Here is a 24448-nt window from a genome sequence, read left to right as displayed (position 1 = left end):
CATGACGGATCGATCCACGGCGCTCGTCGTCGGCGCCTCGCGAGGACTGGGGCTCGCCCTCGTGCAGGAGTGGCTAGAGCGCGGATGGCGCGTGATCGCCACGGCGCGCGGCCGCTCCGACCCGCTCGAGGCGCTCGCGAACCGCTTCCCCGGCAGCCTCGCGATCGAGACGGTCGACATCAACGATGCCGGCACGGTCCGCGCGCTACGCGAGCGCCTGAGCGGTCGATGCGTCGACGTGCTGTTCGTCAATGCCGGCATCGCGCGCGCGATCGAGGCCAGCCCGGTCGGCGCGAGCGAGACCGACTTTCTCGACATGATGCTGACTAACGCCTTCTCGCCCGTGCGCGCGGTCGAACTGCTGCGGGATCTGGTGCCGGCCGGCGGCACCGTCGCGATCATGAGCTCGGAGCTCGGCAGCATCGCGAACGCCACCGGCGGCTGGCAGCTCTACGCGTCCAGCAAGGCCGCCCTCAACATGCTGATGAAGGGCTATGCGGCGAAGCACCCCGACGACGAGCATGCGTTGCTCCTCGTCGCCCCCGGCTGGGTGCGGACCGAGATGGGCGGCAGCGATGCGGCCCTCTCGATCGAGGACAGCATTCCGTTCGTGGTCGACATGATCGACGCGAACCGCGGCAGGCCGGGGCTGCGCTACGTCGACCGGTTCAACCAGTCGCTACCCTGGTGACCGGGCGCCTCGTCGAACGAATGGATCGGACAGCATAGCGAGCAGCGGACTACGGAGGAGAGCGGAGATGTCGACTGATACAGTGTCGGCGGATGCACGGAGCCCGACGGCATCGGCGCAGCCTGATTTCACCTTCGCGGTACACGATCCGCTCGCAGCGGTGCCGTTACGGCTGCATGTGAACGGCGCGGACCACCATGTCAGCGTCGAACCTTGGACCACGCTGCTGGACGCTCTGCGCGAGCGCGCCGGCCTCACGGGCACGAAGAAGGGCTGCGATCACGGCGCCTGCGGGGCCTGCACTGTCATGATCGACGGACGGCGTGTTCTATCATGCCTGACGCTGGCGCTGTCGGCGCGCAACGGCGCCATCGGCACGATCGAAGGACTGGCCCCCGGCGACGGCACCCTTCACCCGATGCAACAGGCCTTCGTCGATCACGACGCCCTCCAGTGCGGCTACTGCACGCCGGGACAGGTCGTCTCCGCCGTCGCCATGCTGGCCGAGGCCGATCGGCGTTGGCCGAGCGCGGCAACCGATCCGATGCGGGACTTCGCCGGTCGGGTCGACCTCGATGAAGGCGAGATCCGCGAACGGATGAGCGGAAACCTGTGCCGCTGTGCCGCCTATCAGAACATCGTCGCCGCCGTGCGCGAGGTGGCCGCGACCACCACCAACGCTGAAGGCTGAGGAGGCACCCGCCATGCAACCCTTCGGCTATGTCGAACCGCGTACACGCGACGAGGCGATCAGCCTGGCCCATGACAATCCGGAGGCACGCTTTCTCGCCGGTGGCACGACGCTGGTCGACCTGATGAAGTCGGGCGTGATACATCCCGCCCTGCTGATCGACGTCAATCGCCTACCGGGCATGGACGAGATCAGCCAGTCGGATGCAACCCTCGAAATCGGCGCGCTCGCCCGGATGAGCGATGTCGCTGGCCACCCGGCCATACGCGGACACGCCCCAGGACTGTCGGAATCGCTGCTGTCGGCGGCCTCCGGCCAGCTGCGCAACATGGCTTCGATCGGCGGCAACCTGCTCCAGCGCACGCGCTGCCTTTATTTCCGCGACCGACATTTCCCCTGCAACAAGCGCGAGCCCGGAAGCGGCTGCGGCGCGATCGGCGGCGAGAACCGCAATCTGGCGGTCCTCGGCACCTCGGACCGGTGCATCGCCAACTATCCCGGGGATTTCGCGGTCATGCTGGTGGCGCTGGGCGGCACGGTTCATCTGCACGGCCCGGACGGCGCGCGCAGCGTACCCGCCGCGGAGTTCCATCGCCTGCCCGACGCGACGCCGGAGATCGAGACGGTGATCGCCAGCGGCGAAATCGTCACCGGCGTCACCGTGCCGGTCGATGCTCTGAGTCGCCGATCCCACTATCTGAAAGTCCGCGACCGCAGCTCGTACGAGTATGCATCCGTTTCTGTCGCCGCCGCCGCGGAGTTCGAGGAGGACGGTACGATCCGCAACGCCCGGCTCGCGCTGGGAGGGCTCGCCGCGAAGCCGTGGCGGATCGAACAGGCTGCCGAGATCCTCGCCGGACGCCGCCCCGACGATCCGGCTGCGCTCGCCCGGCTCGCCGACGTCGCCCTCGACGGAGCGCGTCCGCAAGCCGGCAACGCCTACAAGCTCCCGCAGGCCCGGGCTGCCATCGGGCGTGCGCTGCAGACGCTCGCCCGTCGCCATACGGAGGTGCGCGCATGAAGACCGCCATCCAGCCCTACACCGGCCGCCCGATGCCCCGCATCGAAGCGGGTCTCAAGGTCTCCGGCGCGATCGCCTACACCGGTGACATCGGTATCCCGGATCTGCTGCATGCGGTGCTGGTGCCGAGCCCGATCGCCCGCGGCACGATCCGCACGGTGGACACTGCCGCCGCCGAGGCGGTGCCCGGCGTCGTGCGCGTCTTCACGCCCGAGACGATGCCGAAGCTACCGAGCGTACCTGAGCAACCCGATTGGGACATCATGTACGGCTCGGCGTTCGTGCCGATGGCCGACATGACGATCCACTACGCCGGCCAGCCGATCGGGCTCGTCCTGGCCGAGACGCTCGAGGCCGCACGGCACGCGGCGACGGTGCTCCGCTTCGCGTTCACCGAGGACGCACCCGTCGTCGGCCTGGACGGCGGACCCGACCTCTCCGGCGAAGCCTACCATGAGCCCGAGCAGGTCTGGCTAGGCTTCCTCGCCGGGTATCTTCCCGCCACGGTCAAGCGCGGTAAGGAAGCGGTCGCGCTCGACGACGCCGACGTTTCGATCGAAGGGCGCTGGCGGCTCTCGAACAACCATCACAACCCGATGGAGCCGGTCGCATCCACCGCGGTCTGGGATGGTGCGGACCGCCTGACGCTCTACGAGACCAGCCAGCACGTCTACAATCACCGCAACGGGCTGGCCAAGCTGCTCGGCCTGCCGCGCGAGAACGTCCGCGTGGTGACGCACTACGTCGGCGGCGGCTTCGGCTGCAAGGGGCCGGTCTGGTCCCATAGCTGGCTTGTTGCGCTGGCGTCGCGGCAGGTCGGCCGCCCGGTGCGCCTCGTGCTCAGTCGCACCCAGATGTACACCTCGGTCGGCTTCCGCGAGGAGCAGCGGATCGACCTCCGGCTGGGCGCGACGCGCGACGGCAGACTGGTCGCGGCCGATGTGACCAAGCTGTCGGCGACGCCCGCCTGGGAGGATTGGGTCGAGCCGAGCTGGTATCCCTTCACCTTCATGTACGACCTGCCGGCGCTCGAGACGCGCTGCCGGCTCCGGCGCACCAACGTGATGGCCCCGACGTTCATGCGTGCGCCGGGCGAGGCGCCCGGGATGCTGGTGCAGGAATGCGCGCTCAACGAACTCGCGGCGGAACTCGGCATCGACCCCATCGAGTTACGCCTGCGCAACCACGCGGATGTCTATCCGGTCGACGGCAGCCCCTGGTCGAGCAAGCGCCTGAAGGACTGCTACCGGGTCGGAGCCGAGCGCTTCGGCTGGTCATCGCGAAATCCCGCGCCGCGCTCGATGCGTGCGGACGGTATGCTGATCGGCATGGGCATGGCGAGCGCCTCGCACACCGTCTACCGGCAACGCGCGCAAGCACGCGTGACCGTCACGGCGGACGGCACGGCGCATGTCGCATCGGGCGCGACCGATATCGGCACCGGCAGCGCGACCTTCCTCCGCCAGATCGTCGCCGACGCACTCGTCCTCCCGATCGACCGGGTTCTGCCGCTGATCGGCGACAGCTCGCTGCCCGAGGCGCCGATGCAGGCGGGCGCGTCCCTGACGGGCTCGCTGGCACCCGCCGCGATGACGGCCGCGCGCGATCTGAAGGCCCAGCTGCTGGAGATGGCCGTCGGCCAGGACGAGAGCCCTCTGCATGGCCGCAACGCCGACGATCTGGAGCTGAACGATGGGCGCATCATCGCCGGCGGCGAAGAGACCGGCGAGACTGTAACGACGGTGCTCCGCCGCGCGGGCCTCACGCAGATGTCGTGCGACGGCCGGTTCGATCCCGGCGGCGTCGGGAAGGTCCGCTCGGGCGATCCGGAGCGCGATGCCCGGGAGGGGCCGCGCGGGATGCACAGCTTCGGCGCCATCTTCGCGAAGGTCGCGGTCGACCCCGATCTCGGGGTGATCCGGGTGCGGCAGCTCACCGGCGTCTATGCCTGCGGCCGGATCCTGAACCCCAAGCTCGCCGAGAGCCAGCTGATCGGCGGCATCACCTGGGGGATGAGTCAGGCCCTGTTCGAGTCGACCCACATGGACCCGCGCTTCGGCCGGTTCACCAACACGAACATGGCCGAGTACATGATCCCGGTGAACCTCGATGTGCCGACGATCGACGTCACGTTCCTCGACGATCCCGACCCGTTCATCAATCCCGCAGGGGTGAAGGGCGTGGGCGAGATCGGCATCACCGGTGTCGCCGCCGCCATCTCGGACGCGGTCTGGCACGCGACCGGAAAACGCCTCCGGCACACGCCGATCCTGGCCGAAGCATTGCTGGAGGACTGACGATGGCCCGTATCTTCATCACAGGATCTTCGGACGGCCTCGGGCTCATGGCAGGCGAGCTTCTGGCACGCGAGGGCCATGAGGTCGTGCTGCATGCGCGGAACGCCGATCGCGGCGAGGCTGCGCGACGGGCGCTTCCGAACGCGGCCGACGTCGTCATCGGCGATGTCGCCACGATCGCCGGCATGCGATCCGTGGCCGAGCAGGCCAACGCGATCGGGCGCTTCGACGCCGTCATCCACAATGTCGGCATCGGCTATCGCGAACCCCGCCGGATCGAGACCGAGGACGGCCTGAGCCATCTCTTCGCGATCAACGTCCTGGCGCCCTATCTGCTGACGGCCTTGATGGAGCGGCCCAACCGCCTCGTCTACCTGAGCTCGGGCATGCATCCTGGCGGTATCCCGGACATGGACGATCTCCAGTGGACCAGACGGCGCTGGAGCGGATCGCAGGCCTACGCGGAAACGAAGTTCCTGGACGTGCTGCTGGCGTTCGCGGTGGCACGGCGCTGGCCCGAGGTGCGGTCGAACGCCCTCGAACCGGGCTGGGTACCGACCCGTATGGGTGGCCCCGAAGCGCCGGACGATATGGCAGCTGCGCCCGTGACCCAGGCGTGGCTGGCGGTCGGGGACGGCTTGGCGGCCCAGGCCACGGGCCGGTACTTCTATCACCAGCGCGAGAAGTCGCCGGAGCCCGGCACCCGTCGCGTCGCGCTTCAGGAAGCTCTGCTCGACCGATGCTCGGCGCTGTCCGGCGTGTCGCTGCCCTAGACGATCAAGCCGGCGGTAGGCCTGGACGTCCCGTGAAGCGGAGGACAGCCTCCGCGAAGGCGCGGGCCTCCTCGATATGGGCGAAGTGGCCGCTCCGCTCGAAGATCCTGAGCTGCGCCTGGGGTAGCAGATCCGCCAGCAAAATCGCGTGGCGCGGGCCGAGGATGAAGTCGTCGTTTCCGGCGACGACGAGCGCCGGAACCGGCAAGGCGGCAAGGCGGTCGCGGACGTCGAAGGCTTGGCCATCGCCGACCAGCAGGGTCGCCTGGAGCCGGCGCTGCAGGGTCTCGAGGATGTCGGGCCAGCGCCGGAAGTCCGAGAGGTAGGCCGGCAGGAGGTCGCGTAAGGCCGCCGTATAGGCGTCATCCGTGCGAATGGCGGGGATCGAGGCCCAGGCCCTCTCGACCGCCGCGGCCTCTTCCGTACCCGCATGGCGCGACACGAAGGAGGCGATCTCGGTCCCCGCGGCGGCCATGAAGTCGCCGCCCGTGTAGGCCGCACCCGCGTACAGGATCAGGCCCGCGACGTCGGCCGGCCGCTTGACCGCCGCATCCAGCACCACGAAGGCGCCGTGCGAGTGGCCGAGCAGGTAGGGATCGGCGATGCCGGCCGCGTCGATGAACGCGAGCAGCTGCTCGGAGAAGCGGTCCACGCTGTATCCCTGGGGATGGGTCGCGAGGCGTCCGGACGATCCTGTGCCGATCGGGTCCAGATACACCATGGTCAGGTTCTCTTCGAGCAGAGGCAATCGCAAGTAGCTGGCCTCGATGCCGGGGCCACCGGAATGCACGATGCAGTAGGGTCCGGTGCCCGACGCACGATAATGTTGCTCTATGCCGTTCACAGCGATGCTGTGCGTGCCAAGCGCGAGGGCCGATGGCATGGCAGATCCTTCATATCTTGGATCGCGGGAGGGTCAGCCTGCAGATCCAGGTTTTGTTCTTCGGGGTATGCCGCGAGGGCCGGCACGAATTCGTCCTCGGCTTGGAATCGAGCCGGGAACGGTGCCTCGACGCGCTCGAAGCACGAAGCGCAGCGATTTCAGGATCGCCAGCTTACATGCCCCTGCTTTCCGGGTTGCGCCGTACATATCGAAGACCACGGATCACTGAAATTCGCCTCATCAAATGTCCGTGATCCATGTTTCGAATGCAACACGGAGGGATCGAGTGCGCCGAGCATCTTAGAACTTCGTTTATGGGATCTCGTGCTCTGCCTAACCAGAAAGATAGCGTCGCAGCACCGGAATTAGACGATACCGCACGCGAGACGGCTTCCAAACCCGCAAATTCCTGGCGAGACTGCCCGACGTGAATGGCGACAACAATCTTGGTTCTCGTGCCTGACCCGGAAGGAATCCATCAGTCTACGCGCTCAAGATCTGCCGGACTCGAACGATACGCCGTCGACCGCAGGGTCGGGCTCTTGCCCCATCGATTTGGCAAAGTCCGTAGCTCGTGCGCGGTAGGCGCTCGGATCGTATCCGTAGGCAGCCTTGAATGCGTGCGAGAAGTAACTGCGACTGGCGTAACCGACGCTGTCGGAGATGACCTTCACGGGCATGGGCGAGGACGTCAGCAGCTTGGCCGCAAGTTGAAGGCGAGCCCTCTGAAGATATTCGATCGGTCCCTCGCCGAAGGTGGCGGAGAAGCGTTCGGCGAAACCCGCACGGCTCATTCCACAGAGTGCAGCCAGGCTATCGACCGTATGCTGGCTCCCGGGCGCATCGAGGACGGCCGCGATCGCCGGGACCAACCTCGGATCGCGCAACGCTTCGAAGATCGGCGAGCGCACACCTCTCTCCTTCAGGTGGATCCTGAGCAGAATCGCCAAACACTGCTTCATGAGTGCGCTCGTTACCTCCTGCGTGCCGAGGCTTGGCTGGACGAGCTCCTCGACCATGAACGCGAACGCGTGGCGCAGACGGTCGCTCTCCGAGAGATCTTCGACCAAGGCGTCGGGCAGGCGATCGAAGAGGCCGAGGGCACCGGCATACCGCGCGGAGATGGAGCCGCAGGCCAGGAGAATGTCTCGTGTGCCATCCCCGGCGGTCAGCGCGATGAGACCATCCGGAAGGACTCTGCGTGCATCCTCGGCCGATACCGACCGGGTGGCTCCGTCGAAGCCGATGGAGTGCCGCACGCCACGTGGTGGAATGACGATGTGGTTCGGCCCGAAGTGCACGGGTCCTTGACCGTCGATCGCAATCGTCCCGGAGCCCGCGAGAACGTAGTGGACCAGGATCGCGTCCGGCATGCCGTTCTTCGCCAACTGCCATCCGGACTGAATTTCGCAGTATGCAAATGCCTGAACCTGCACTGACAAAGTTGAGAACAAATTAGAGAGGAGATTGCTTGACATGGATCCTCGAGATGCGCGCGTTTGCTCCAATTATACCAGTCTTAGTCTGTGTCGGCATTAGAAATAAACGATATAATACTGTTTTATTAAACTGATATAGGTTTTATTAAAAATGAAACATTCGTTCACGTGGACGAGATCCACAACTTTGAAGAGCTTTCCAAATCATGACTAAGAAGGCGAGCGTATTCGGCCATCGATTGCACCCGTTGCCTGTGCGGGTCATGCACTGGACGAACGCCGTGGCTATGGTGGTGCTGATCGGCTCCGGCTGGGGCATCTACGACGATTCCGTCATCATCCACGGCGTATACTTCCCCAAGGCGCTCCGGCTCGGGTCCTGGGCAGCCGAGAGCCTGCTCTGGCATTTCGCCGCCATGTGGCTGCTGGTTGCCAACGGCGGCGCCTATCTCGTCTACGGCGTCGCGACCGGGCGCCTGCGCGAGCGCCTCCTGCCGATCCGGCCGCGCGACATCGTGCAGACGGTCCGCGACACGCTGCGGCTCAAGCTCGCCCACGAGGACCTGACGACCTACAACGCCGTCCAGAAGATCCTCTACATCGTCGCCATCCTAGCCGGCATCAGCCAAGTCGTCAGCGGGCTGGCCATCTGGAAACCGGTCCAGTTCTCCGATCTGGTCACGCTGCTCGGCGGCTTCCAGGGCGCGCGCCTCGTCCACTTTGCCGGGATGGCGGTTCTGGTCGGCTTTCTCGCCGTCCACGTCGTGCTCGCCCTGCTGGTGCCGCGCACGCTGTGGGCGATGCTGACCGGCGGCCCGGTCCGCCGTCCGGCCCTCCCGGCCGTGGCGCGTGAGGCGACGCGATGAGGTCGCCCTTCCGCCCCCTCAAGGTGCCGGATCCCAGCATCCTCGACGATCATCGCCCCCTGGTCCGGCAGATCGAGCGGCGCGGTCTGTTGCGTGGCGGCCTGACGCTGGGCGCGCTCACCCTGCTCACCGGCTGCGACGTGACCGATACGACCGCGGTCGGCCGGGCGCTGCGCGCGGTCTCGGACTTCAACGACGGCGTCCAGGCCGCCCTGTTCGATCCCCACAAGCTCGCGCCCGAGTACCCTGCATCGCAGGTGCTGAAGCCCCCGCGCTTCAACGCCTATTACGATGTCGAGGACGTGAAGCCGGTCGACGGCGAGGCGTGGCGGCTCGAGCTCGCCGGGCTGATCTCCGACAAACGGCCCTGGATGCGCCGGCAGATCGCGGAACTGCCCGAGCGCGAGATCATCATACGCCACGTCTGCGTGGAAGGCTGGGACTATATCGGACAGTGGTCGGGCGTGCCGCTCCGCGCGTTCCTCGAACGGGTCGGCGCCGACCTCTCCGCCAAGTACGTCGCCTTCAAGACGGCGGACGACTACCCGAGCAGCATCGACATGGCCAGCGCGCTGCACCCGCAGACGCTGCTCGCCACCCGCTACGCCGGTGAGGAGCTGCCCGACCCCTACGGGTACCCGCTGCGCCTACGCACCGCGGTCAAGCTCGGCTTCAAGAACCCGAAGTGGATCACGGCCATCGAGGTCACCAACACGTATCCGGGCGGCTACTGGGAGAGCCGCGGGTTCAACTGGTTCGCCGGCATATGAGCGCCTCCGCGGTCCTGCGCGCTTGCGGCGCGTTCCTCCTCACGCTGGCCGTTGTCGCCCCGGGGTGGGCGCAGACCGCCGGCCCCTCGCCGGCGCCCGACCACATGCCGACCCCCGGCATGACCGCATCCGAGATGGCCGGGCGCGCCGCCGGACGGTTTCCCCAGCCGGTGCGCGTCGGCGATCTCCCGGGCCGCTTCCTGCTCCAGCCTGAGGAATCGCAGCCCGTCCTCGGCCGGATCGCGGGGCTCGTCCTTCGCGACGACGGGACCGCGGAGGTCGTCATCCGGCTCGACGGGAGCCTCGGCCTGACCTGGCTCGGCCTCCGCTCCGTCGCCTGGATCGGGTTCGGCCCCCGGCTCGTGGCCGTACCGGTCGAGGCGGTCGCGCTGCTCGGCGAGTACGTCGCCCTCATGGGCCTGACGCCGGAGCGCCTGCGCGCGCTGCCGACCTTCGCGACCGGCTCGGCCACCGCGATCCCGCCGGATGAGACGCTCCGCGTCGGCATCGTCCGCCCCTTCCACTGATCACGGAGGATACTGGGAGATGGCACCGACATCGACGTCCGGATCGTCCGCCACCTGTGCGATCGGCGTGATGGCCAAAGCGCCGCGCAGCGGCCGCTCCAAGACGCGGCTGTGCCCGCCGCTGAGCCCCGACCAGGCAGCGCGCCTGAGCGCCGCCTTCCTGCGCGACACGACCGCTAACATCCAGGAGGCGGCGCGCGCCGCGCCGATCGCCGCCTACGCGGCCTATGCGCCGCGCGGCGCCGAGACCTTGGTCGTCCCCCATCTGGCCGTCGGAACGGACCTCGTCCTCGCGGATGGAAGCACACCAGCACCGGTGGCGGTCGAAGGCTTCGGCCGCTGCCTGCTGCAGGCCATCGAGGGCATGCTCGCGCACGGACATGCGGCAGCCTGCGTGCTGAGCTCCGACATCCCGACCCTTCCGACGCGCCTCCTCGTCCTAGCGGCCCGGCTCCTGCTCGCGCCTGGGGATCGGGCCGTGCTCGGCGCCTGCGACGACGGCGGCTACTACATCCTCGGCCTCAAGCAGGCTCACGCCCGCCTGTTCGCCGACATCGCCTGGAGCACCGACACCGTCGCGGCCGCCACCCGCGCCCGGGCGCGCGAGATCGGCCTCGCCCTAGTTGAGCTCGAGCCCTGGTACGACGTCGACGACGCGGCCTCGCTCGCCCAGCTCTCGGCCGACAGGACCGGCTACGCCGCCCCGGCGACGCGTGCGATCCTGACGCGGCTTCTGGAGACGTCGGAGGCCGTACCGGCATGACCCGGCTCTTCGCCAGCCCCGCGCGCCGGCTCGCGGCCCTCGGCCTCGTGCTGCTGGCCGTGAATGTCGGCGCGCTTGCGATCCACGTGCCGGGCGCCGAAGACGTCGGCTCGGCGGCCGGCTCCGGCGCATTCATATGCGTCGTACTCCTCGACCTCGTAGCCTACCTCCTCGCCGTGCGCCTCGTGCTGCGGGAGCGGCTGCCGCGGACCGCCCTGTGGACGATCCTCGGCGTCGCCGTGCTTATGCGGGCCGCGCTGCTGCCGGCGCCGCCGTTCCTATCAACGGATATCTACCGCTACGTCTGGGACGGCCAGGTTCAGGCTGCCGGGATCAACCCCTACCGCTACATCCCGGCCGATCCGGCCCTCGAACGGCTGCGCGACCCGGCGATCTACCCGCTGATCAACCGGAAGGATTACGCCCGCACGATCTACCCGCCCGCGGCGCAGATGGTCTTCGCCGCCGTAGGCCAGGTCTCGCACGGCGTCACCGGGATGAAGCTGGCGATGCTGGGCTTCGAGGCCCTGGGCATGCTGGCGATGCTCGCGATCCTGCGCGGGGCCGGCCTGCCGTCGGCCCGGATCCTGATCTACGCCTGGAACCCGCTCGCCCTGTGGTCCTTCGCCCGCGACGGGCACGTCGACGCCGTGGCGATCGGCCTCCTCGGCCTCGCGCTGCTGGCCCGCACCCGCCGTCGGTACGGGCTCGCGGGCGCGCTCCTCGGCGCGGCGACGCTGGTGAAGCTGCTGCCCGTCGCGGTGGCGCCCGCCTTCGTGCGCGGTGGCCGGCTGTGGCGGCCGATGCTCGTCGGGGCGACCGTGATCGCGGTCTTCTACCTGCCCTATCTCGGCGCCGGCGCGAACGTGCTCGGCTTCGCCGGGGGCTACGGGGCCGAGGAGGGGTACGAGACCGGCGCGGGCTACTGGCTGCTCGCCGGGCTCGGCCATCTCGGGCTCAGCCCCCCGGGCCTGCTGCGGACCTACCTGGTCTGCGCCGGCCTGACCCTCGCCGCGCTCGCGCTCCGGATCGCCTTCGGCCGCGACCGGGCACCCGCGCTCGACGCGGTCGCGCTGTGCCGCGATGCCGGGCTCCTCGCAGCCCTCACCACCTGCGCGGCTAGCCCGCACTACGCCTGGTACTACCCCTGGCTGGCACTGCCCGCGGTGGTCGCCCCGGCCCCGGCCCTGATCTGGCTCGGCGCGGCGCCGATCCTGTTCCTGATCGATCCGTTCAACGACCGCTTCCTGTGGCCGTCCCTGGTCTTCGTCCCGGCCCTGGTCCTGGCCGCCCGCTCCCTGTGGCAGGCCCGCACCGCGCCCCTCGCCGCCCTTCAGGAAGGAACCGCCCGATGACGGCCTCAGCCGCCTTGAAGGATCCGCGCCGCTACTTCGAGGCGATCGGTACCGACCGCGCCTCCGAGGCCGTAGCGCCGCCGGTCTGCCTCTATCTGGAGGTCACGAACCGCTGCAACCTGCTGTGCGAGACCTGCCCGCGCACCTTCGAGACCCTGGAACCCCCGGCCGACATGAGCTGGGATCTGTTCACGCGGATCGTCGACCAGGTGCCGAACGTCGCCCGGGTCGTGCTCCACGGGGTCGGCGAGCCGATGCTGGTCAAGGACCTGCCGCGGATGGTCCGCTACCTCAAGGATCGCGGCACCTACGTCCTGTTCAACACCAACGGCACCCTGATGCAGCCCAAGCGCTTCCGGGAGCTGATCGACACCGGGCTCGACGAGCTGCGCGTCTCCCTCGACGCCGCCGACCGGGCCTCGTACCGCAGGGTGCGCGGCAAGGACTTCTTCGACCGCATCGTGCGCGACGTCGGCAAGTTCGTCGCGTTCCAGAAGGCGACCGGCGCCACGACGCCCCGGGTCTCGCTCTGGCTGACGGGCCTCAAGGAGACCGTGGACCAGCTCCCCGCCTTCGTGCGGCTTGCCGCCGAGATGGGCGTGACCGAGGTTCACCTGCAGCGCCTCGTCTTCGACGAGGCCGGATACGGCATGGCCCGCGCCGACCTGTCGCTGTTCGAGAGCGCGCGGGCCGAGGAGACCGCGGCGATCGCCGAGGCCGAGGCACTGGGCCGCTCGCTGGGGGTGACGCTCGACGCCTCGGGCGCGACCGAGCCCGGAATCAGCCTGAAGCGGCAGGACGACCGTGCCTGGGCCACCTGTCGGCGACCCTGGTCCCTGATGTACGTCACCGCCCACGGTCGGGCGCTGCCCTGCTGCATCGCTCCGTTCTCGGTGCGCGGCTATTCCAACTACACGTTGGGCGACGCCACGCAGGCCACGCTCCGGGAGATCTGGAACGGCGAGGCCTATCGCGACTTCCGCACATCACTCCTCTCCGACGCGCCGCCCGCCCCGTGCGGGAACTGCGGCCTGCGCTGGAGCCTCTGAGCGATGCACCCGATCAGCATCGTCATCCCGACCCTGAACGAGGCCGAGGCGATCGGCGCGGTGATCCGCGAGATCCCGCCGGCCTACGCGGCCGACATCATCGTCGCCGACAGCGGCTCGACCGACGGGACGCAGGCCGTCGCGCGGGCCGCGGGTGCCCGGGTGATCGAAGCCGGGCGCGGCTACGGCCGGGCCTGCGCCCTCGGGTCGGCCGCGGCCGACCCGGCCTCGCGCGCCATCGTCTACCTCGACGGCGACGGCGCGGACCGCGGAGACCTGATCGAGCGGATCGCCGGGCCGGTGCTCGCCGGCAGCCAGGACCTCGTCCTCGCCTCGCGCACCCTGGGGAGCCGAGAGCCGGGATCGATGCTCTGGCACCAGGTCCTCGCCGGCCGCCTCGCCGGCCTCGGCATCGGCCTGCGCTACGGCGTGCGCTACACCGACATGTGCGCCTTCCGCGCCATCGACCGCGCCGCGCTGAAGGCCCTCGACCTGCGCGAGCTGACCTACGGCTGGAACATCGAGATGCAGATGCAGGCCGCCCGCGCGGGCCTGCGCATCCGCGAGGTGCCGATGCCCTACCGCCGCCGTCTGGGCGGATCCTCGAAGGTGGCCGGTTCGCTCGGTGGGACGCTGCGGGCCGCCACGCGGATCGGCGCGACCTACCTGCGCGTCGCCGCAGGGCCGGCGCGGGGCGCGTGAGGTCGACGATGGCGCTCGAGGACGACGCTGGATTGGGCCTGTGGGCCGCCCCCCGGACGGAGAAGGCCGTCCCCGACACGCGGCAGGATCACGGGATCGTGCCATCGCGCGCGTTCGCGTTGGCGGCGTATCTTGACCGCTGGTCGGGCTGCGCGCACCACGCCCTTGCGGCCTCGGATTCGGAACCGCTGACGCTCGCCGCGTTGCTGCATCTCGCCGGCCCGGAGGATCTTCGGCGCTGGCGGGCGGCGGATCTCGGTTACGCCGACCCGCGCGGCGCCCCCCGGCTGCGCGCCACCGTCTCCGCCCGCTACCATCGGCTCGAGGCGGACGATGTGCTGATCAGTGCGGGCGCGCAGGAAGCGGTGACCTGCGTGCTGAGCGCGCTGCTCGGTCCGGCCGACCACGCGGTGGTCGTGGTGCCGATCTACCAGCCCTCGGAACTCGTCGTGACCCGCCTGTGCGCGGCCGACGGCGTCGCGCTCCGCCCGGACCGAAACTGGCCCCTCGATCTCGACCGCCTCGCGGCGGCCATCCGGCCGAACACGCGCCTCGTGCTGACGAACTTCCCCAACAGCCCGACCGGTGCGGTGCTGGATCGAGCGACCCTGGGCGGCCTGATCGACCTCTGCCGCCGACACGGGTTGTGGCTCGTCAACGACGAGGTCTACCGCCAGACGGATCGCGACCCGGAGCGCGCCGTTCCGCCCGTCGTCGACCTGTACGAGCGCGGAATCTCCATCAACGGGCTGTCGAAGGGGTTCGGGCTTCCGGGGCTGCGCGTCGGCTGGGCCGCCTGTCGCGACCGCGGGCTGCTCGACCGCATCCTCGCGGCCAAGAATCTGCTGTCGAGCTGCCTCGCCCGGCCGAGCGAGATCCTGGCGCAGGTCGCGCTGCAGGCCGAGCCGCACCTGACCGGCCGCGCCCGCGGGATCGGGCAACGCAACCTTCACCGCCTGCGGGCGCTCCTCGACCGCCATCCGGACCTGTTCGATCCGGACGAGCCGAGGAACCTCGCCTTCGCCTGTCCTCGCTTCCGCGGGCGGGAGGGGGCGACCACTTTCGCGCGGATTCTCGCGGCGGAGGACGGCGTCCTCGTATTGCCCTCCGCCCTGTGGCACTCTGCGCTGGTGTCGATCCCCGCGGACCGCCTGCGCCTCGGTCTCGGCCGCGTCGGCAGCGGTGCGGCGCTCAGGATCCTCGCGGATCACCTGCTGCGGCGCGCCGGCCGATGAGCACCGAACGTCTCGACATCTGCGACCTCGTGCCTGGCCCCGCCGCCATCGCGTCGGCGCGCGCGGAGATCCCGTTCCTGGCCGACCTCGGCGGAGAGGCCGCCGACGCGGTCCGGGCGCGGATGACCTCGGTCGCGGTCGCCGGGGGACGGCCATTGTTCGAGGAGGGGGACGAGGCCGACGCGCTCTACACGCTGGTTAGCGGCGCGGTCGGCCTCTCGACCGGCGACCCGCGCGACGGCAGCGTGCGCCGCCTCATCCGCCTGTCCCCACCAGACACCGTGGGCGAGCTCGCCCTTCTAACCGGCGAGCCGCGCTCGATCACCGCGACGGCCCTGCGCGACACGCACCTCCTGCGACTCTCCCGAGACGCGTTCGCCGATCTGATCGCCGCCCATCCCGGGACGCTGCTTTACTTCGCTCGGATCCTGGCCGCGCGGCTGCGCATCGCCCATACGGGCGTGACCCTGCGCCACGCGCCGCGGAGCTTCGCCGTCCTGGCGGTGACCGAGGGCCGCACGGCGACGGCCTTCGGCGAGCGGCTGGCGCGGGCCCTCGACGCCGCGCTGCCGGGGCGGACCGGCTGCCTGTCCGAATGGCCGCCCGAGGCCGACGAGGCATGGTTCCACCGCTACGAGCAGGCGCACGACCGCACGGTCTTCGTCGCCCACCAGATCGACTGCCCCTGGTGCCAGCTCTGTCTGCGTCACGCCGACCACGTCCTGCTGCTGGCCGAGCCTGGTGCGCCACCGCGGCCGGGCGCGGCGGCCTACCTGGCCGCGATCCGCTCTCCCTGGATCCGCATGGACCTCGCGGTGGCACAGCCTGCCGAGGGGCGCCTGCCGCGCCCCCTGCATCCGGACGTCGCCGCGCTCCCCTTCTCCCTGCGGCTCCAGGTCCGCGAGAACCACGCCGGCGACTTCGCCCGGCTCGCCCGGATCGCGTCCGGCCATGCCCGCGCCCTCGTCCTCGGCGGAGGCGGGGCCCGCGGCCTCGCCCATCTCGGCGTCCTGCGGGCGCTCGCCGAGGCCGGGCTCGACATCGATCTCGTCGGCGGCACCAGCATGGGCTCGATCCTGGCCGCCAGCGTCGCCCTGGACTGGAGCCTTGACGCGATCGAGGCCGACACGGTCGCGTCCTTCGTCGGACGCAATCCTCTCGACGACTACACCCTGCCGTTCCACGCCCTGACGCGCGGAGCCAAGGTGGATGCGGGATTGGCTGCGCGCTTCGGGGATGCCCGCATCGAGGATCTCTGGCGCCCGTTCTTCTGCGTGTCCTCGAATCTCACCACCGGCACCGCCATGGTCCACTGGGCGGGCCCCCTCGACCGGGCGATTCGGGCCAGCATCGCCATTCCCGGGTTGCTGCCTCCGGTGGCGAGTGCGGACGGCATCCTCGTGGATGGTGGCATGATGAACAATCTGCCCGCCGACGTGATGGCTGACCTCGACCGCGGGCCGGTCCTCGCGGTGGATGTCGGCAGCGACGCCGCCTTCCAAGTCATGGCGCGGCAGGGTCGGGGCGCGCAGGCGTTCCGGCGCTTCCTGGGCATCTCGGACCAGCTTCCCGGCATCGCCCACCTGCTCCTGCGCTCCGCCATGGTGTCGAGCGGCGCCCAGACCATGGCGGCCGTCACCCGCGCCGCCGTCCTGCTCAAACCCGCCCTCGCCGGCGTCGACCTGCGGGCGTGGTCGAGCTTCGAGACGACGGCCGAGCTCGGCTATCGCTGCGCACAGGAAGCACTGGACTCCGGCCGCCTGCGCGCCTGGACATGAGCCAATCCGGACCTCGCGCCATCGCGGCTTCCGGTCCACCGATTATCCGAGAGCGGACCTGCCGCTTTCGGCCAGAACCGTTTGCGACACGGATTATCGCTCGTCCGGCGACCACTCGGGGCTGTAGCCCCCGAGGGTCGGGTGATACATCTCGTCGCCGGAATGCTGCGTGAACTCCACGTTGAGGCGATCCTCGCTCAGCCCGAGGATCTCGACGCAGTGGGCGCACAGCGCCTTGGCGACCTCCATCCGTAGCTCGGCCGGGCGTCCCTTGCGGATGTCCAGCATCATCACGGAGACCGGCACCGGCTCGCCACCGGCTTCGGGTATCCGCCACACGCCACCCTCGCCGAGTTCGCGAATGGCGACGCTGATCCGCCTGATGTCGACCGACATCATCTCCGCATAGGTCTGGCTCATCTGCGCCGCGAGGCGCTTTTTGGAGGCCACGGAATGTGGGCCGATGACGTCGAGCTGAAGGTACGGCATGGATGGCCTCAGGTTCAGGCTGCGTTCGGGGTCGTAAGCCCATAGCGCGCCGACGGCTTGGCGTTGCCGAACTTGGCGGCCAGGGCCCGGCGACCTTCCTCCCACCGCGTCCAGTCGGACACGTCCTGCAGTCCCGGGATGGTGACGAGCTCGCCCTGGTCGAGACCGGCCAAAGCCGCGTCGACCAGATCGGCCGCCGACATCGTGATCGCCGAGGTCTTCTGTGCCGCGTAACCGGCGACATCCCAGAACTCTGTAGCCGTCGCGCCGGGCAGCACGGTCTGGACGCGCACGCCCTTGTCCGCGAGGTCCTTCTGCAGCGCGTGGCCGAAGCTGAGGACGTAGGATTTCGAGGCGCTGTAGACGCCGTTGAGCATCTCGACCGCGATGCCGACGACGGACGAGATGTTGATGATGGTCCCCGATCCGCGCCCCACGAAGGCCGGAGCGATTGCGTAGGTCAGGCGGGTCAGCGCGGTGATGTTGAGCTGGATCATCGCGTCCATCGTTTCCACGTCGGCCTGAAGGGTCGAGGCGACGGAGCCGATGCCCGCGTTGTTCACGAGCATGGTGATGCTCGCGTCCTCGCGCAGGCGAGCCTCCAGGCGCGCGAGATCGTCTTTGCGTCCCAGATCGGCCTTGAACGGCTCGACCTTGCGCCCCGTCTCGCGGGTCAGGCGGTCGGCCAGCGCCTGCAGGCGCTCATCGTTTCGAGCGACTAGCAGCAGGTCATACCCCCGTCTGGTGAGGCGGTCGGCGTAAACCGCGCCGATACCGGCAGATGCACCGGTCACGACAGCAAGGTCCTTCGTGGATTGAGTGGTCATCGTCGCTCTCCTCTTTCTTCGCGCCACGGGTTGGCGGCGGTCGATGGGAGAAAGCTACCGTTGCCCTTGCGCGGCGCAAATGTCATAGTTGCGTCGATTTAGGTCATAGAGGCGGGCATGCAGCGCGTCGGCTTCGTCGTCTATCCGGGTTACTCGATGATGGCGCTAGCGGCCGTGCCGGCCTTCGAGGTCGCCAATCTCGCGGCGGACGCGGCAACCTACGACATCCACTTCATCTCCGAGCATGGAGGTCCGGTCGGCACCTCGGCCGGCATGAACGTGGAGACGGAGGCATTCGGCGAAACGCCCTTCGACACGCTCATCATCGGCGGCGGCACCTTCGTGCAACCGTCGACGCCCGGGCTCGTCGCGCTCGTTCAGCGCGCGGCCGAAAACGCCCGGCGCGTTGCCGCCATCTGCACAGGGGCCTTCGTCCTCGGCGAGGCCGGCCTGCTCGACGGACGGCGGGTCACGACGCACTGGATGCACGCGCGGGAGCTACAGTCCCAGTTTCCGGATTGCTCGGCCGACACGGACCGCATTTTCATCAACGACGGCCCGATCTGGACGTCGGCGGGCATGAGCGCTGGCATCGACCTCGCGCTTGCTCTGATCGAGGCGGATCTCGGTCACGAGGTGACGAAGGAGATCGCCAAGAAGCTTGTACTCTACCATCGCCGGGCCGGTGGCCAGTCGCAGTTCTCGACCTTGCTCGACCTCGACGCGAAGTCGGACCGCATCCAGGCGGCCCTGACTTACGCCAAACAGAACCTCCACCGCCCGCTCTCGGTCGAGGAGTTGGCAGCGGCCGCCCACCTGAGCCCGCGCCAGTTCAGCCGCGTCTTCCACGCCGAGACCGGCCAATCGCCAGCCAAGGCGGTCGAGAACCTGCGCGTCGAGGCCGCGCGCGTGTTGATGGAGCGCAGCCGGCATCCCATCGACGCCGTCGCCGACCAGACCGGCTTCGCGGATCGCAACCGCATGCGCCGGGCCTTCCTCCGGGCGTTCGGGCAGCCGCCGCAGGTGATCCGGCGCAATGCACGTGGAGATGCAGATCCGACAAATGCGTAGCTGAAGCCGTTCGCGACAAGCCCACACAGGCGGCGAAGCCGCCCTGCACGTCTTGTGTGGATGGCTCCCGCCTTGCAAGTGGCGAATTGAGCTTCTGACGCGTGGGTCGGGTGCAGTCTTGTGTCCGGCCTGTCGATGCAGTCGTTCATGTTGACCGCTGGCCCTGATGGTATCCGCGAGCTGGGTCCCACTCTGCTTTGCGGGCTAAGATGCCCTGGACAGCCGGCGGGGTGTCCCGGCTCCCGGTCTGACCGGTTCGCCATCAACTCTCATCGTCCTCGCAACCTGGAAACGTCTCCTCGCCGTGCTGTCAGGCGGCCGCGGCCGCCGGTGCGCGGTAGGTGCCGCCGCGGGTCATGATCGCCCAGGCGACCCGCGCCGCGCGATTGGCCGCCGCAACGGTCACCACGCGCACCCGCTTGCGCTGCAGTAGCGTCGACAGCCGCGGATCGACCGAGGTCGGCATCGCCTTCGCGCGCCGGACCAGAGAGGTCATGCCGACCACGAGCAGCCGGCGCAGGTAGCGGTCGCCCATGCGTGAGATCCGGCCCAGGCGCTCCTTGCCGCCGCTGCAGTTCTGCAGCGGTGTCAGGCCCAACGAGGCCGCGAACTGCCGACCGGAGCGGAAGCGTTCGGGCTCGCTCACCGAGGCGGCCAACGCGGTTGCCGACACGATGCCGACACCCGGGATCGTCGCAAGCCGCTGCGACAGGTCGCTGTCCCGATGCCAGGCGAGCAACTCCTTCTCCAGTCGGGTGAGCTGAATCTGCAAGGCACCGATCTGATCGGCCAGCCCGGTCACCACGCGCTGGGCTAACGGCGGCACCTCGGCCGCGTCTCCGGCCGAGAGCCGGGCCGCCAGTTCGAGCGCGTGCCGCAGGCCCCGCGCCATCTCGATCCCAAACTCGGCGAGCAGGCCGCGGATCATGTTCACCAGCTGCGTGCGTTGCTTGACCAGCAGGTCGCGCGTCCGGTGCAGCGCCAGCGCCGCCTGCTGCTCGGTCGACTTCACCGGCACGAAGCGCATGCTCGGGCGCGTCACCGCCTCACAGATGGCTGCGGCATCGTTCGCATCGGTCTTACCGCGCTTCACATACGGCTTCACGTAAGCCGGCGGCATCAGCCGCACGTCGTGGCCGAGGCTCATGAGCTCCCGGGCCCAGTGGTGCGCCGTGCCGCACGCCTCCATGCCGACCAGGCAGCGCGGCAGCTTGGCGAAGAACGGCGTGACCTGCGCCCGCCTCAAGGCCTTGCGCACGACGACGTGCCCAGCTGCATCGACGGCGTGAACCTGAAAGATGCTCTTGGCCAGATCAATGCCGACGGTGGTGATCTCCATGGGGATGGCTCCTGCATCTGCGTGGCTGCTGTTTCGACAGCAACCTCATCTTGGCACCGAGATGCCGTCAGTCGGAGCGGGAGCCATCCACCCCATCTGCTTTCGAACGAAGAACGAGCGACAATAACCGTCCGGCTTGGGTCGCCGCCGGAATGGCGGCTCGGGGTGGTTTCGGGACGTTTCGCTTTCGAGCGAAATGGCATTGAAGCGGACGGTCTGCGCCGCGCTATCGAGTTCCTTCAATGGGCACGACCACGCACTGTTCACCGAGCGGGAACTGTTTGCTTCGACATGCTCGATAGGCCGGTGGAACCCGCCGTTCCGGGCGGGCCGAGGTGACATCGACCTGACCTGACCGGCATTTTGGACCGAGCCGAGTGAGCGACTGTCTTGCCGGTCAAGCGGTTTGCCATGGCGCTCCGTCCCTCAGGATGGCGTTGAGGATGGTGATCAGCTTCCGAGCAGTGGCAATCAGAGCAACGAGCTTGGGCTTGCCGGCCGCGATGCGCCGGTCACGGAAGGTTTTCAGCGCAGCGTTGTGACGGCTGGCCACGAGAGCGCCCATAAACAGCGCCGTGCGGACGGGCGCGCGACCGCCCGCGATAAAGCTCCTGCCACGCCACTGACCGGATTGCCGCGTCCAAGGGGCCAAGCCGACCAACGCGGCGACTTGCTTTCGGTCAAGGCTCCCCAGCTCGGGCAGCTCTGCGATCAAAGTCCGCGCGATCGTCGATCCGATGCCCGGCACAGAGGTCAGAAGGGTCACCTTCCTGCCCCATGCCGGGGACCGGTCTACCGCTGCATCAATCGCGCGGTCGACCACACCCCGCTCCTACTCCAACGCCTCTATGACGCGCCGGACGCTGTCTCGAATGCAGGATGGAGCTTGGCTCGCTGCCGCTCAGACGCAATCAGACCAACGAACTGACGGCGTCTCGTGACAAGATCACTCTGGAGAAGCAGACGCGCGTGGCGCTGGCTCTGCTTCGAGCGAGCAGCGGCCGGCCGAAGGACTGGGTCCCCTTCAATTCGGCCCTCCGTGCAGCCATCCGCCGGGGCGATCGGGCGCCGTTGGGCGCCGGTGTGGCCAAGGATGCGGCTGCGCTCGAGCCCAAGCTGATCAAGGGCCTCGACGGGAAGGAAGGCCTCGATCTAGGCGATGGGACCATGCGGATGCCGGACGGCTCGATCCGCTCGATCACCCGTAGCGGTCTGGAGATCCCGGATCCGCCAGCGGGTGGCCTGGGCGGGGGTGGCGGCCGCTGGATGTCGGAGCTCCGCGAGCATGTGGCCGAGCTGGGCCGGCACATCGAGCGCTTCGGCCAGTCCTTTTTCCACGGGCAGATCGAGGTGACCGGGCTTCGGCAGGCGGGCCTTCGAGCCACCTCCCTCAGGGTGAAAGGCCGCGGGGGGCTCACCGCCGATATGGGGTAACGGATCCGGGCGCGAAAGAGGATCTGTCGGACTGGAGTTAAGGGATTGTGTCTGGCGCCATGAATCAGAAATCCTCTAGAATTAGGTCGATATCGGTCGAAATCTCTCGATCAACCGAAGATAACACTTGACGAACGATGGAATTGGTCCTGTTCCTGGCGCGCCCATCGAGGAGTTGAAAATGGACGAGAGCGCCTCAATTTCTGCGTCGGAACAGACCGACTTTATTGAGCTGACCACCGAGATCGTCGCGGCTTACGTGTCGAACAATTCGGTGCGCTCGGCCGACCTTCCGGACCTCCTGGCCGAGGTCCATCGAGCTCTCGCCGGGCTCAAGGGTGCCGCTGCTCCCGTCGAGCCCAAGGTGGAGAAGGCCACTCCCTCGCAGATCCGGAAATCCATCACGCCGGACGCGCTGATCAGCTTCCTCGACGGCAAGCCCTACAAGACGCTCAAGCGCCACATCACCGGGGCCGGCCTGACGTTCGAAGAGTACCGGGAGCGCTTCGGCCTTCCGCACGACTACCCATCCACGGCCGCCAATTACTCGGCCATGCGTGCCGAGTTCGCTCGCAACGCGGGGCTGGGGACGCAGCGCCGGAATGCGGCCCCGAAGGCTGCCGCCGCCGACGAGCCGGTTGCAGTGGCACCCAAGGCCAAGGGCCGGAAGAAGGCTGCTGTGGCTGCGGAGTGAGGCTGCTAAGCGCGGGGGCGATGCGGAACCGCCCGGCTCCGGCCGCGGCGGTTTTTTCGTGCGCGATGGTCTCCCCCGAACGGGTGATGTCGCGGCGCCCGACGCGGTGCTATCCCATCAGCGAGACTCACCACCTTCAGCCCCGCCGGCACCGCCGCGCGGGGTTTTTCGCATCCTGCTCTGCTCTTCCGATGAGCTCTAGTTGCAGGTCAGCTTCCGGCCTTCGGCCATCCCGACCTTGCGGTAGTGTTCCAGACCGGACTTGATCGCTCGGCCTATGACGGCTCGGCGCACGTCTGGATTGCAGCGCAGATACTCCTCCTCGTTGAAAGCGTAGTCGCCACGCCCGCCCCGCGAGCTTCGATCATAATCCCGATCGTAGTCGCGGCGGTCACGGTCGCCGTAGCCCCGATCGCCATAGCCCCGATCTCCGTAGCCACGGTCACGGGGTCCGTAGTCGCCGCGATCGTAGCCGTAGTCGCGTCCGCCGTATGGCTGCGCGAAGGCCGGAGCGGCTCCGCTGAGTAGCGCCAGGCCAAGGACGGTCGCTGAGATCACCTTCATGTCGTGCTCTCCGTTGTTGCGGGGCGTGAACGCTTTCAAAGGTAGGTGGTTCGATTTGCCTGGGCGGGCGTCGAGTCCTCGCTCCCTGCGTCACTACCGTTGGGGGCTTGTCTTTCCCTGCTCCTCAACCACTCTCAGTGTCAGGTTTGGCGGGATTCCTCCCTTGTCGGTGCCGAGCCTAAGAAGCCCGCCCGGTCCGCCGGCGCGGGCTTTTTCGTGCCTGGAATCCCGGCGCGGGACGGCTCGGCCGCCGGCATCCGCACGACACAGAAACCAAGGCCGGCCATTTTGTCGCCGGGCCGCGTTGCGTATCGGCTTTCCTCGACGAGGCAATCGAGACCCATGCCGTCGCAGAGCGCATCCCTGCCTCCCACCGCTCGAGGCGAAAAAGCTGGTCGGCTTGCAGCGAGCGAGATGATCAAGACGCTGAGCCCGGAGACAGGCAGCGTTCAGGGCCTTGTGCGCCGGATCGAGGAGGTCGGGATAATCGTGGCCCAAGAGCATCTGCGAGCCGGCGCGCTACCGGCTGAAGTTCGGGCGTGGCACATCGGCTTCCAAGCGGGGATGAGCCTCGAACTCGGAGATTACATGCGCCGCTTTTGATCTGCCGCCTCATGCCCCCGCCACGTGAGCAGATCGGGGCGGGGCCGAGCGAAGGGTTAGCGGACCGGCAACCATTCAGCCATACCCCCGCCAGCATGTCAGCCCTCCCGCCCGCCGTCGCCTCCTGGCGCGACCAGATCGAGCGCCTGTCCGAGCACGCCTCGCCGTGCCGGTATCTGACCCCCTCGCGCTGGGCGGCGATGCGGGCGAACGCGCTGGCCTTCATCGACCAGCACGGCGCCGAGGCGCACCGGCTCGGCTGGACGGCGGAGCAGCTCTTCGGCGTCCATCCCGAGCACGGCTCCCTGCGCGTGGAGTATGCCGGCGCGCTGATGGTCAACGACAGCCCGGTGATCGGCGTCGAGCAAGACCGGATCGTGTTCGACCGGTTCTCAGGCTACCGGACGAAGCCCGGGCAGATCTGGGGGCCGCCGGTCTGGGAGTACGCGGTCAAGGGGCGCTAGGGCGTCTCTGCAAAGGGGTTCACAGGCTGGGAGGTCAGGCCCATGTGGGCTTGATGCGACGCTTTGAACTGACTGACGCGCAGTGGGAGCAGATCGCCCCGCTGCTGCCTCCGCAGAAGCCGC

Annotated in this window: 24 protein-coding genes and 1 pseudogene; 18 read left to right on the top strand and 7 right to left on the bottom strand. The window is 68.6% G+C overall.

All coding sequences use genetic code 11. The annotated features are described in order from the left end of the window. Position 1: 1 nt before the first annotated feature. The 5 genes from ACLBYE_RS16110 (at position 2) to ACLBYE_RS16090 (ending at position 5473) form a co-directional block, all read left to right on the top strand. Positions 2–691, top strand: coding sequence for an SDR family NAD(P)-dependent oxidoreductase (locus tag ACLBYE_RS16110; RefSeq protein WP_447694930.1), 690 nt, complete (start codon positions 2–4; stop codon positions 689–691). A gap of 67 nt (positions 692–758) precedes the next feature. After that, a complete protein-coding gene (locus tag ACLBYE_RS16105) occupies positions 759–1382 on the top strand; it encodes a (2Fe-2S)-binding protein (protein WP_447694929.1) in 624 nt (207 codons plus the stop codon). A gap of 13 nt (positions 1383–1395) precedes the next feature. Further along, on the top strand, positions 1396–2403 hold the full coding sequence (locus ACLBYE_RS16100; RefSeq protein ID WP_447694928.1) for an FAD binding domain-containing protein: 1008 nt from the start codon (positions 1396–1398) through the stop codon (positions 2401–2403). After that, positions 2400–4700, top strand: coding sequence for a xanthine dehydrogenase family protein molybdopterin-binding subunit (locus ACLBYE_RS16095; protein ID WP_447694927.1), 2301 nt, complete (start codon positions 2400–2402; stop codon positions 4698–4700). Before ACLBYE_RS16100 ends, ACLBYE_RS16095 begins: the two co-directional genes overlap by 4 nt. A 2-nt stretch (positions 4701–4702) precedes the next feature. Then, a complete protein-coding gene (locus ACLBYE_RS16090) occupies positions 4703–5473 on the top strand; it encodes an SDR family NAD(P)-dependent oxidoreductase (RefSeq protein WP_447694926.1) in 771 nt (256 codons plus the stop codon). 4 nt (positions 5474–5477) lie between these two features. On the opposite strand, the gene ACLBYE_RS16085 is transcribed toward ACLBYE_RS16090, so the two are convergent. Together ACLBYE_RS16085 and ACLBYE_RS16080 are read right to left on the bottom strand one after the other, a co-directional pair. Further along, positions 5478–6356, bottom strand: coding sequence for an alpha/beta fold hydrolase (locus ACLBYE_RS16085; protein ID WP_447694925.1), 879 nt, complete (start codon positions 6354–6356; stop codon positions 5478–5480). A gap of 491 nt (positions 6357–6847) precedes the next feature. Beyond that, positions 6848–7834 (bottom strand): helix-turn-helix domain-containing protein, encoded by a 987-nt coding sequence (locus ACLBYE_RS16080; protein WP_447694924.1) that lies wholly within the window; start codon positions 7832–7834, stop codon positions 6848–6850. A gap of 167 nt (positions 7835–8001) precedes the next feature. On the opposite strand from ACLBYE_RS16080, the gene ACLBYE_RS16075 reads away from it, so the two are divergent. The 9 genes from ACLBYE_RS16075 (at position 8002) to ACLBYE_RS16035 (ending at position 16840) form a co-directional block, all read left to right on the top strand. Beyond that, the gene (locus tag ACLBYE_RS16075) at positions 8002–8661 is read left to right on the top strand and encodes a cytochrome b/b6 domain-containing protein (protein ID WP_447694923.1); all 660 of its coding nucleotides are present in this window, start codon (positions 8002–8004) and stop codon (positions 8659–8661) included. Beyond that, positions 8658–9431 carry a molybdopterin-dependent oxidoreductase gene (locus tag ACLBYE_RS16070; RefSeq protein ID WP_447694922.1) on the top strand — a complete coding sequence of 258 codons (774 nt, stop codon included), beginning with the start codon at positions 8658–8660 and terminating at the stop codon, positions 9429–9431. The genes ACLBYE_RS16075 and ACLBYE_RS16070 overlap by 4 nt, the downstream gene beginning before the upstream one ends. Positions 9432–9550: 119 nt before the next feature. Continuing rightward, entirely contained in the window at positions 9551–9958 is a 408-nt protein-coding gene (locus ACLBYE_RS16065; RefSeq protein WP_447694921.1) for a hypothetical protein, read from the top strand. Positions 9959–10028: 70 nt separating this feature from the next. Then, the gene (locus ACLBYE_RS16060; protein WP_447694920.1) at positions 10029–10721 is read left to right on the top strand and encodes a TIGR04282 family arsenosugar biosynthesis glycosyltransferase; all 693 of its coding nucleotides are present in this window, start codon (positions 10029–10031) and stop codon (positions 10719–10721) included. Continuing rightward, the gene (locus ACLBYE_RS16055) at positions 10718–12076 is read left to right on the top strand and encodes a glycosyltransferase 87 family protein (protein ID WP_447694919.1); all 1359 of its coding nucleotides are present in this window, start codon (positions 10718–10720) and stop codon (positions 12074–12076) included. The genes ACLBYE_RS16060 and ACLBYE_RS16055 overlap by 4 nt, the downstream gene beginning before the upstream one ends. Then, entirely contained in the window at positions 12073–13125 is a 1053-nt protein-coding gene (locus tag ACLBYE_RS16050) for a radical SAM/SPASM domain-containing protein (RefSeq protein WP_447694918.1), read from the top strand. The genes ACLBYE_RS16055 and ACLBYE_RS16050 overlap by 4 nt, the downstream gene beginning before the upstream one ends. Before the next feature lie 3 nt (positions 13126–13128). After that, positions 13129–13827, top strand: a complete 699-nt coding sequence (locus tag ACLBYE_RS16045) for a glycosyltransferase family 2 protein (protein ID WP_447694917.1) — start codon at positions 13129–13131, stop codon at positions 13825–13827. Positions 13828–13835: 8 nt separating this feature from the next. Next, the gene (locus ACLBYE_RS16040; RefSeq protein WP_447694916.1) at positions 13836–15062 is read left to right on the top strand and encodes a pyridoxal phosphate-dependent aminotransferase; all 1227 of its coding nucleotides are present in this window, start codon (positions 13836–13838) and stop codon (positions 15060–15062) included. Beyond that, on the top strand, positions 15059–16840 hold the full coding sequence (locus ACLBYE_RS16035; protein WP_447694915.1) for a patatin-like phospholipase family protein: 1782 nt from the start codon (positions 15059–15061) through the stop codon (positions 16838–16840). The genes ACLBYE_RS16040 and ACLBYE_RS16035 overlap by 4 nt, the downstream gene beginning before the upstream one ends. 93 nt (positions 16841–16933) lie before the next feature. Here ACLBYE_RS16035 and ACLBYE_RS16030 read toward each other — a convergent pair whose 3' ends face one another. Both ACLBYE_RS16030 and ACLBYE_RS16025 read right to left on the bottom strand, forming a co-directional pair. Further along, on the bottom strand, positions 16934–17329 hold the full coding sequence (locus tag ACLBYE_RS16030; protein ID WP_447694914.1) for a tautomerase family protein: 396 nt from the start codon (positions 17327–17329) through the stop codon (positions 16934–16936). A gap of 14 nt (positions 17330–17343) precedes the next feature. Continuing rightward, the gene (locus ACLBYE_RS16025; protein WP_447694913.1) at positions 17344–18156 is read right to left on the bottom strand and encodes an SDR family NAD(P)-dependent oxidoreductase; all 813 of its coding nucleotides are present in this window, start codon (positions 18154–18156) and stop codon (positions 17344–17346) included. A 117-nt stretch (positions 18157–18273) separates the two neighbouring features. Between ACLBYE_RS16025 and ACLBYE_RS16020 the strand changes: the two genes are divergently transcribed. Continuing rightward, positions 18274–19227 (top strand): GlxA family transcriptional regulator, encoded by a 954-nt coding sequence (locus tag ACLBYE_RS16020; protein ID WP_447694912.1) that lies wholly within the window; start codon positions 18274–18276, stop codon positions 19225–19227. Positions 19228–19537: 310 nt separating this feature from the next. Here the strand turns inward: ACLBYE_RS16020 and ACLBYE_RS16015 are convergent, their stop codons facing one another. Both ACLBYE_RS16015 and ACLBYE_RS16010 read right to left on the bottom strand, forming a co-directional pair. Further along, complete coding sequence (locus ACLBYE_RS16015) at positions 19538–20566, bottom strand: IS110 family transposase (RefSeq protein WP_447694911.1); 1029 nt, start codon at positions 20564–20566, stop codon at positions 19538–19540. Between the two features lie 397 nt (positions 20567–20963). Further along, positions 20964–21517, bottom strand: a pseudogene (locus ACLBYE_RS16010) (transposase); the annotation flags it as partial. 664 nt (positions 21518–22181) lie between these two features. On the opposite strand from ACLBYE_RS16010, the gene ACLBYE_RS16005 reads away from it, so the two are divergent. Then, positions 22182–22694 (top strand): MucR family transcriptional regulator, encoded by a 513-nt coding sequence (locus ACLBYE_RS16005; RefSeq protein WP_447694910.1) that lies wholly within the window; start codon positions 22182–22184, stop codon positions 22692–22694. Positions 22695–22892: 198 nt separating this feature from the next. On the opposite strand, the gene ACLBYE_RS16000 is transcribed toward ACLBYE_RS16005, so the two are convergent. Beyond that, complete coding sequence (locus ACLBYE_RS16000) at positions 22893–23258, bottom strand: hypothetical protein (RefSeq protein WP_447694909.1); 366 nt, start codon at positions 23256–23258, stop codon at positions 22893–22895. A 414-nt stretch (positions 23259–23672) separates the two neighbouring features. Between ACLBYE_RS16000 and ACLBYE_RS15995 the strand changes: the two genes are divergently transcribed. Beyond that, the gene (locus ACLBYE_RS15995) at positions 23673–23861 is read left to right on the top strand and encodes a hypothetical protein (protein ID WP_447694908.1); all 189 of its coding nucleotides are present in this window, start codon (positions 23673–23675) and stop codon (positions 23859–23861) included. A gap of 95 nt (positions 23862–23956) precedes the next feature. Further along, positions 23957–24325, top strand: a complete 369-nt coding sequence (locus ACLBYE_RS15990) for a hypothetical protein (RefSeq protein ID WP_447694907.1) — start codon at positions 23957–23959, stop codon at positions 24323–24325. The last annotated feature ends 123 nt before the right edge of the window (positions 24326–24448 follow it).

It is taken from the genome of Methylobacterium sp. A52T (assembly GCF_053346095.1).
The sequence above is the reverse complement of the archived record's forward strand: the minus strand, read 5'-3'. Positions and strand labels throughout refer to the sequence as shown.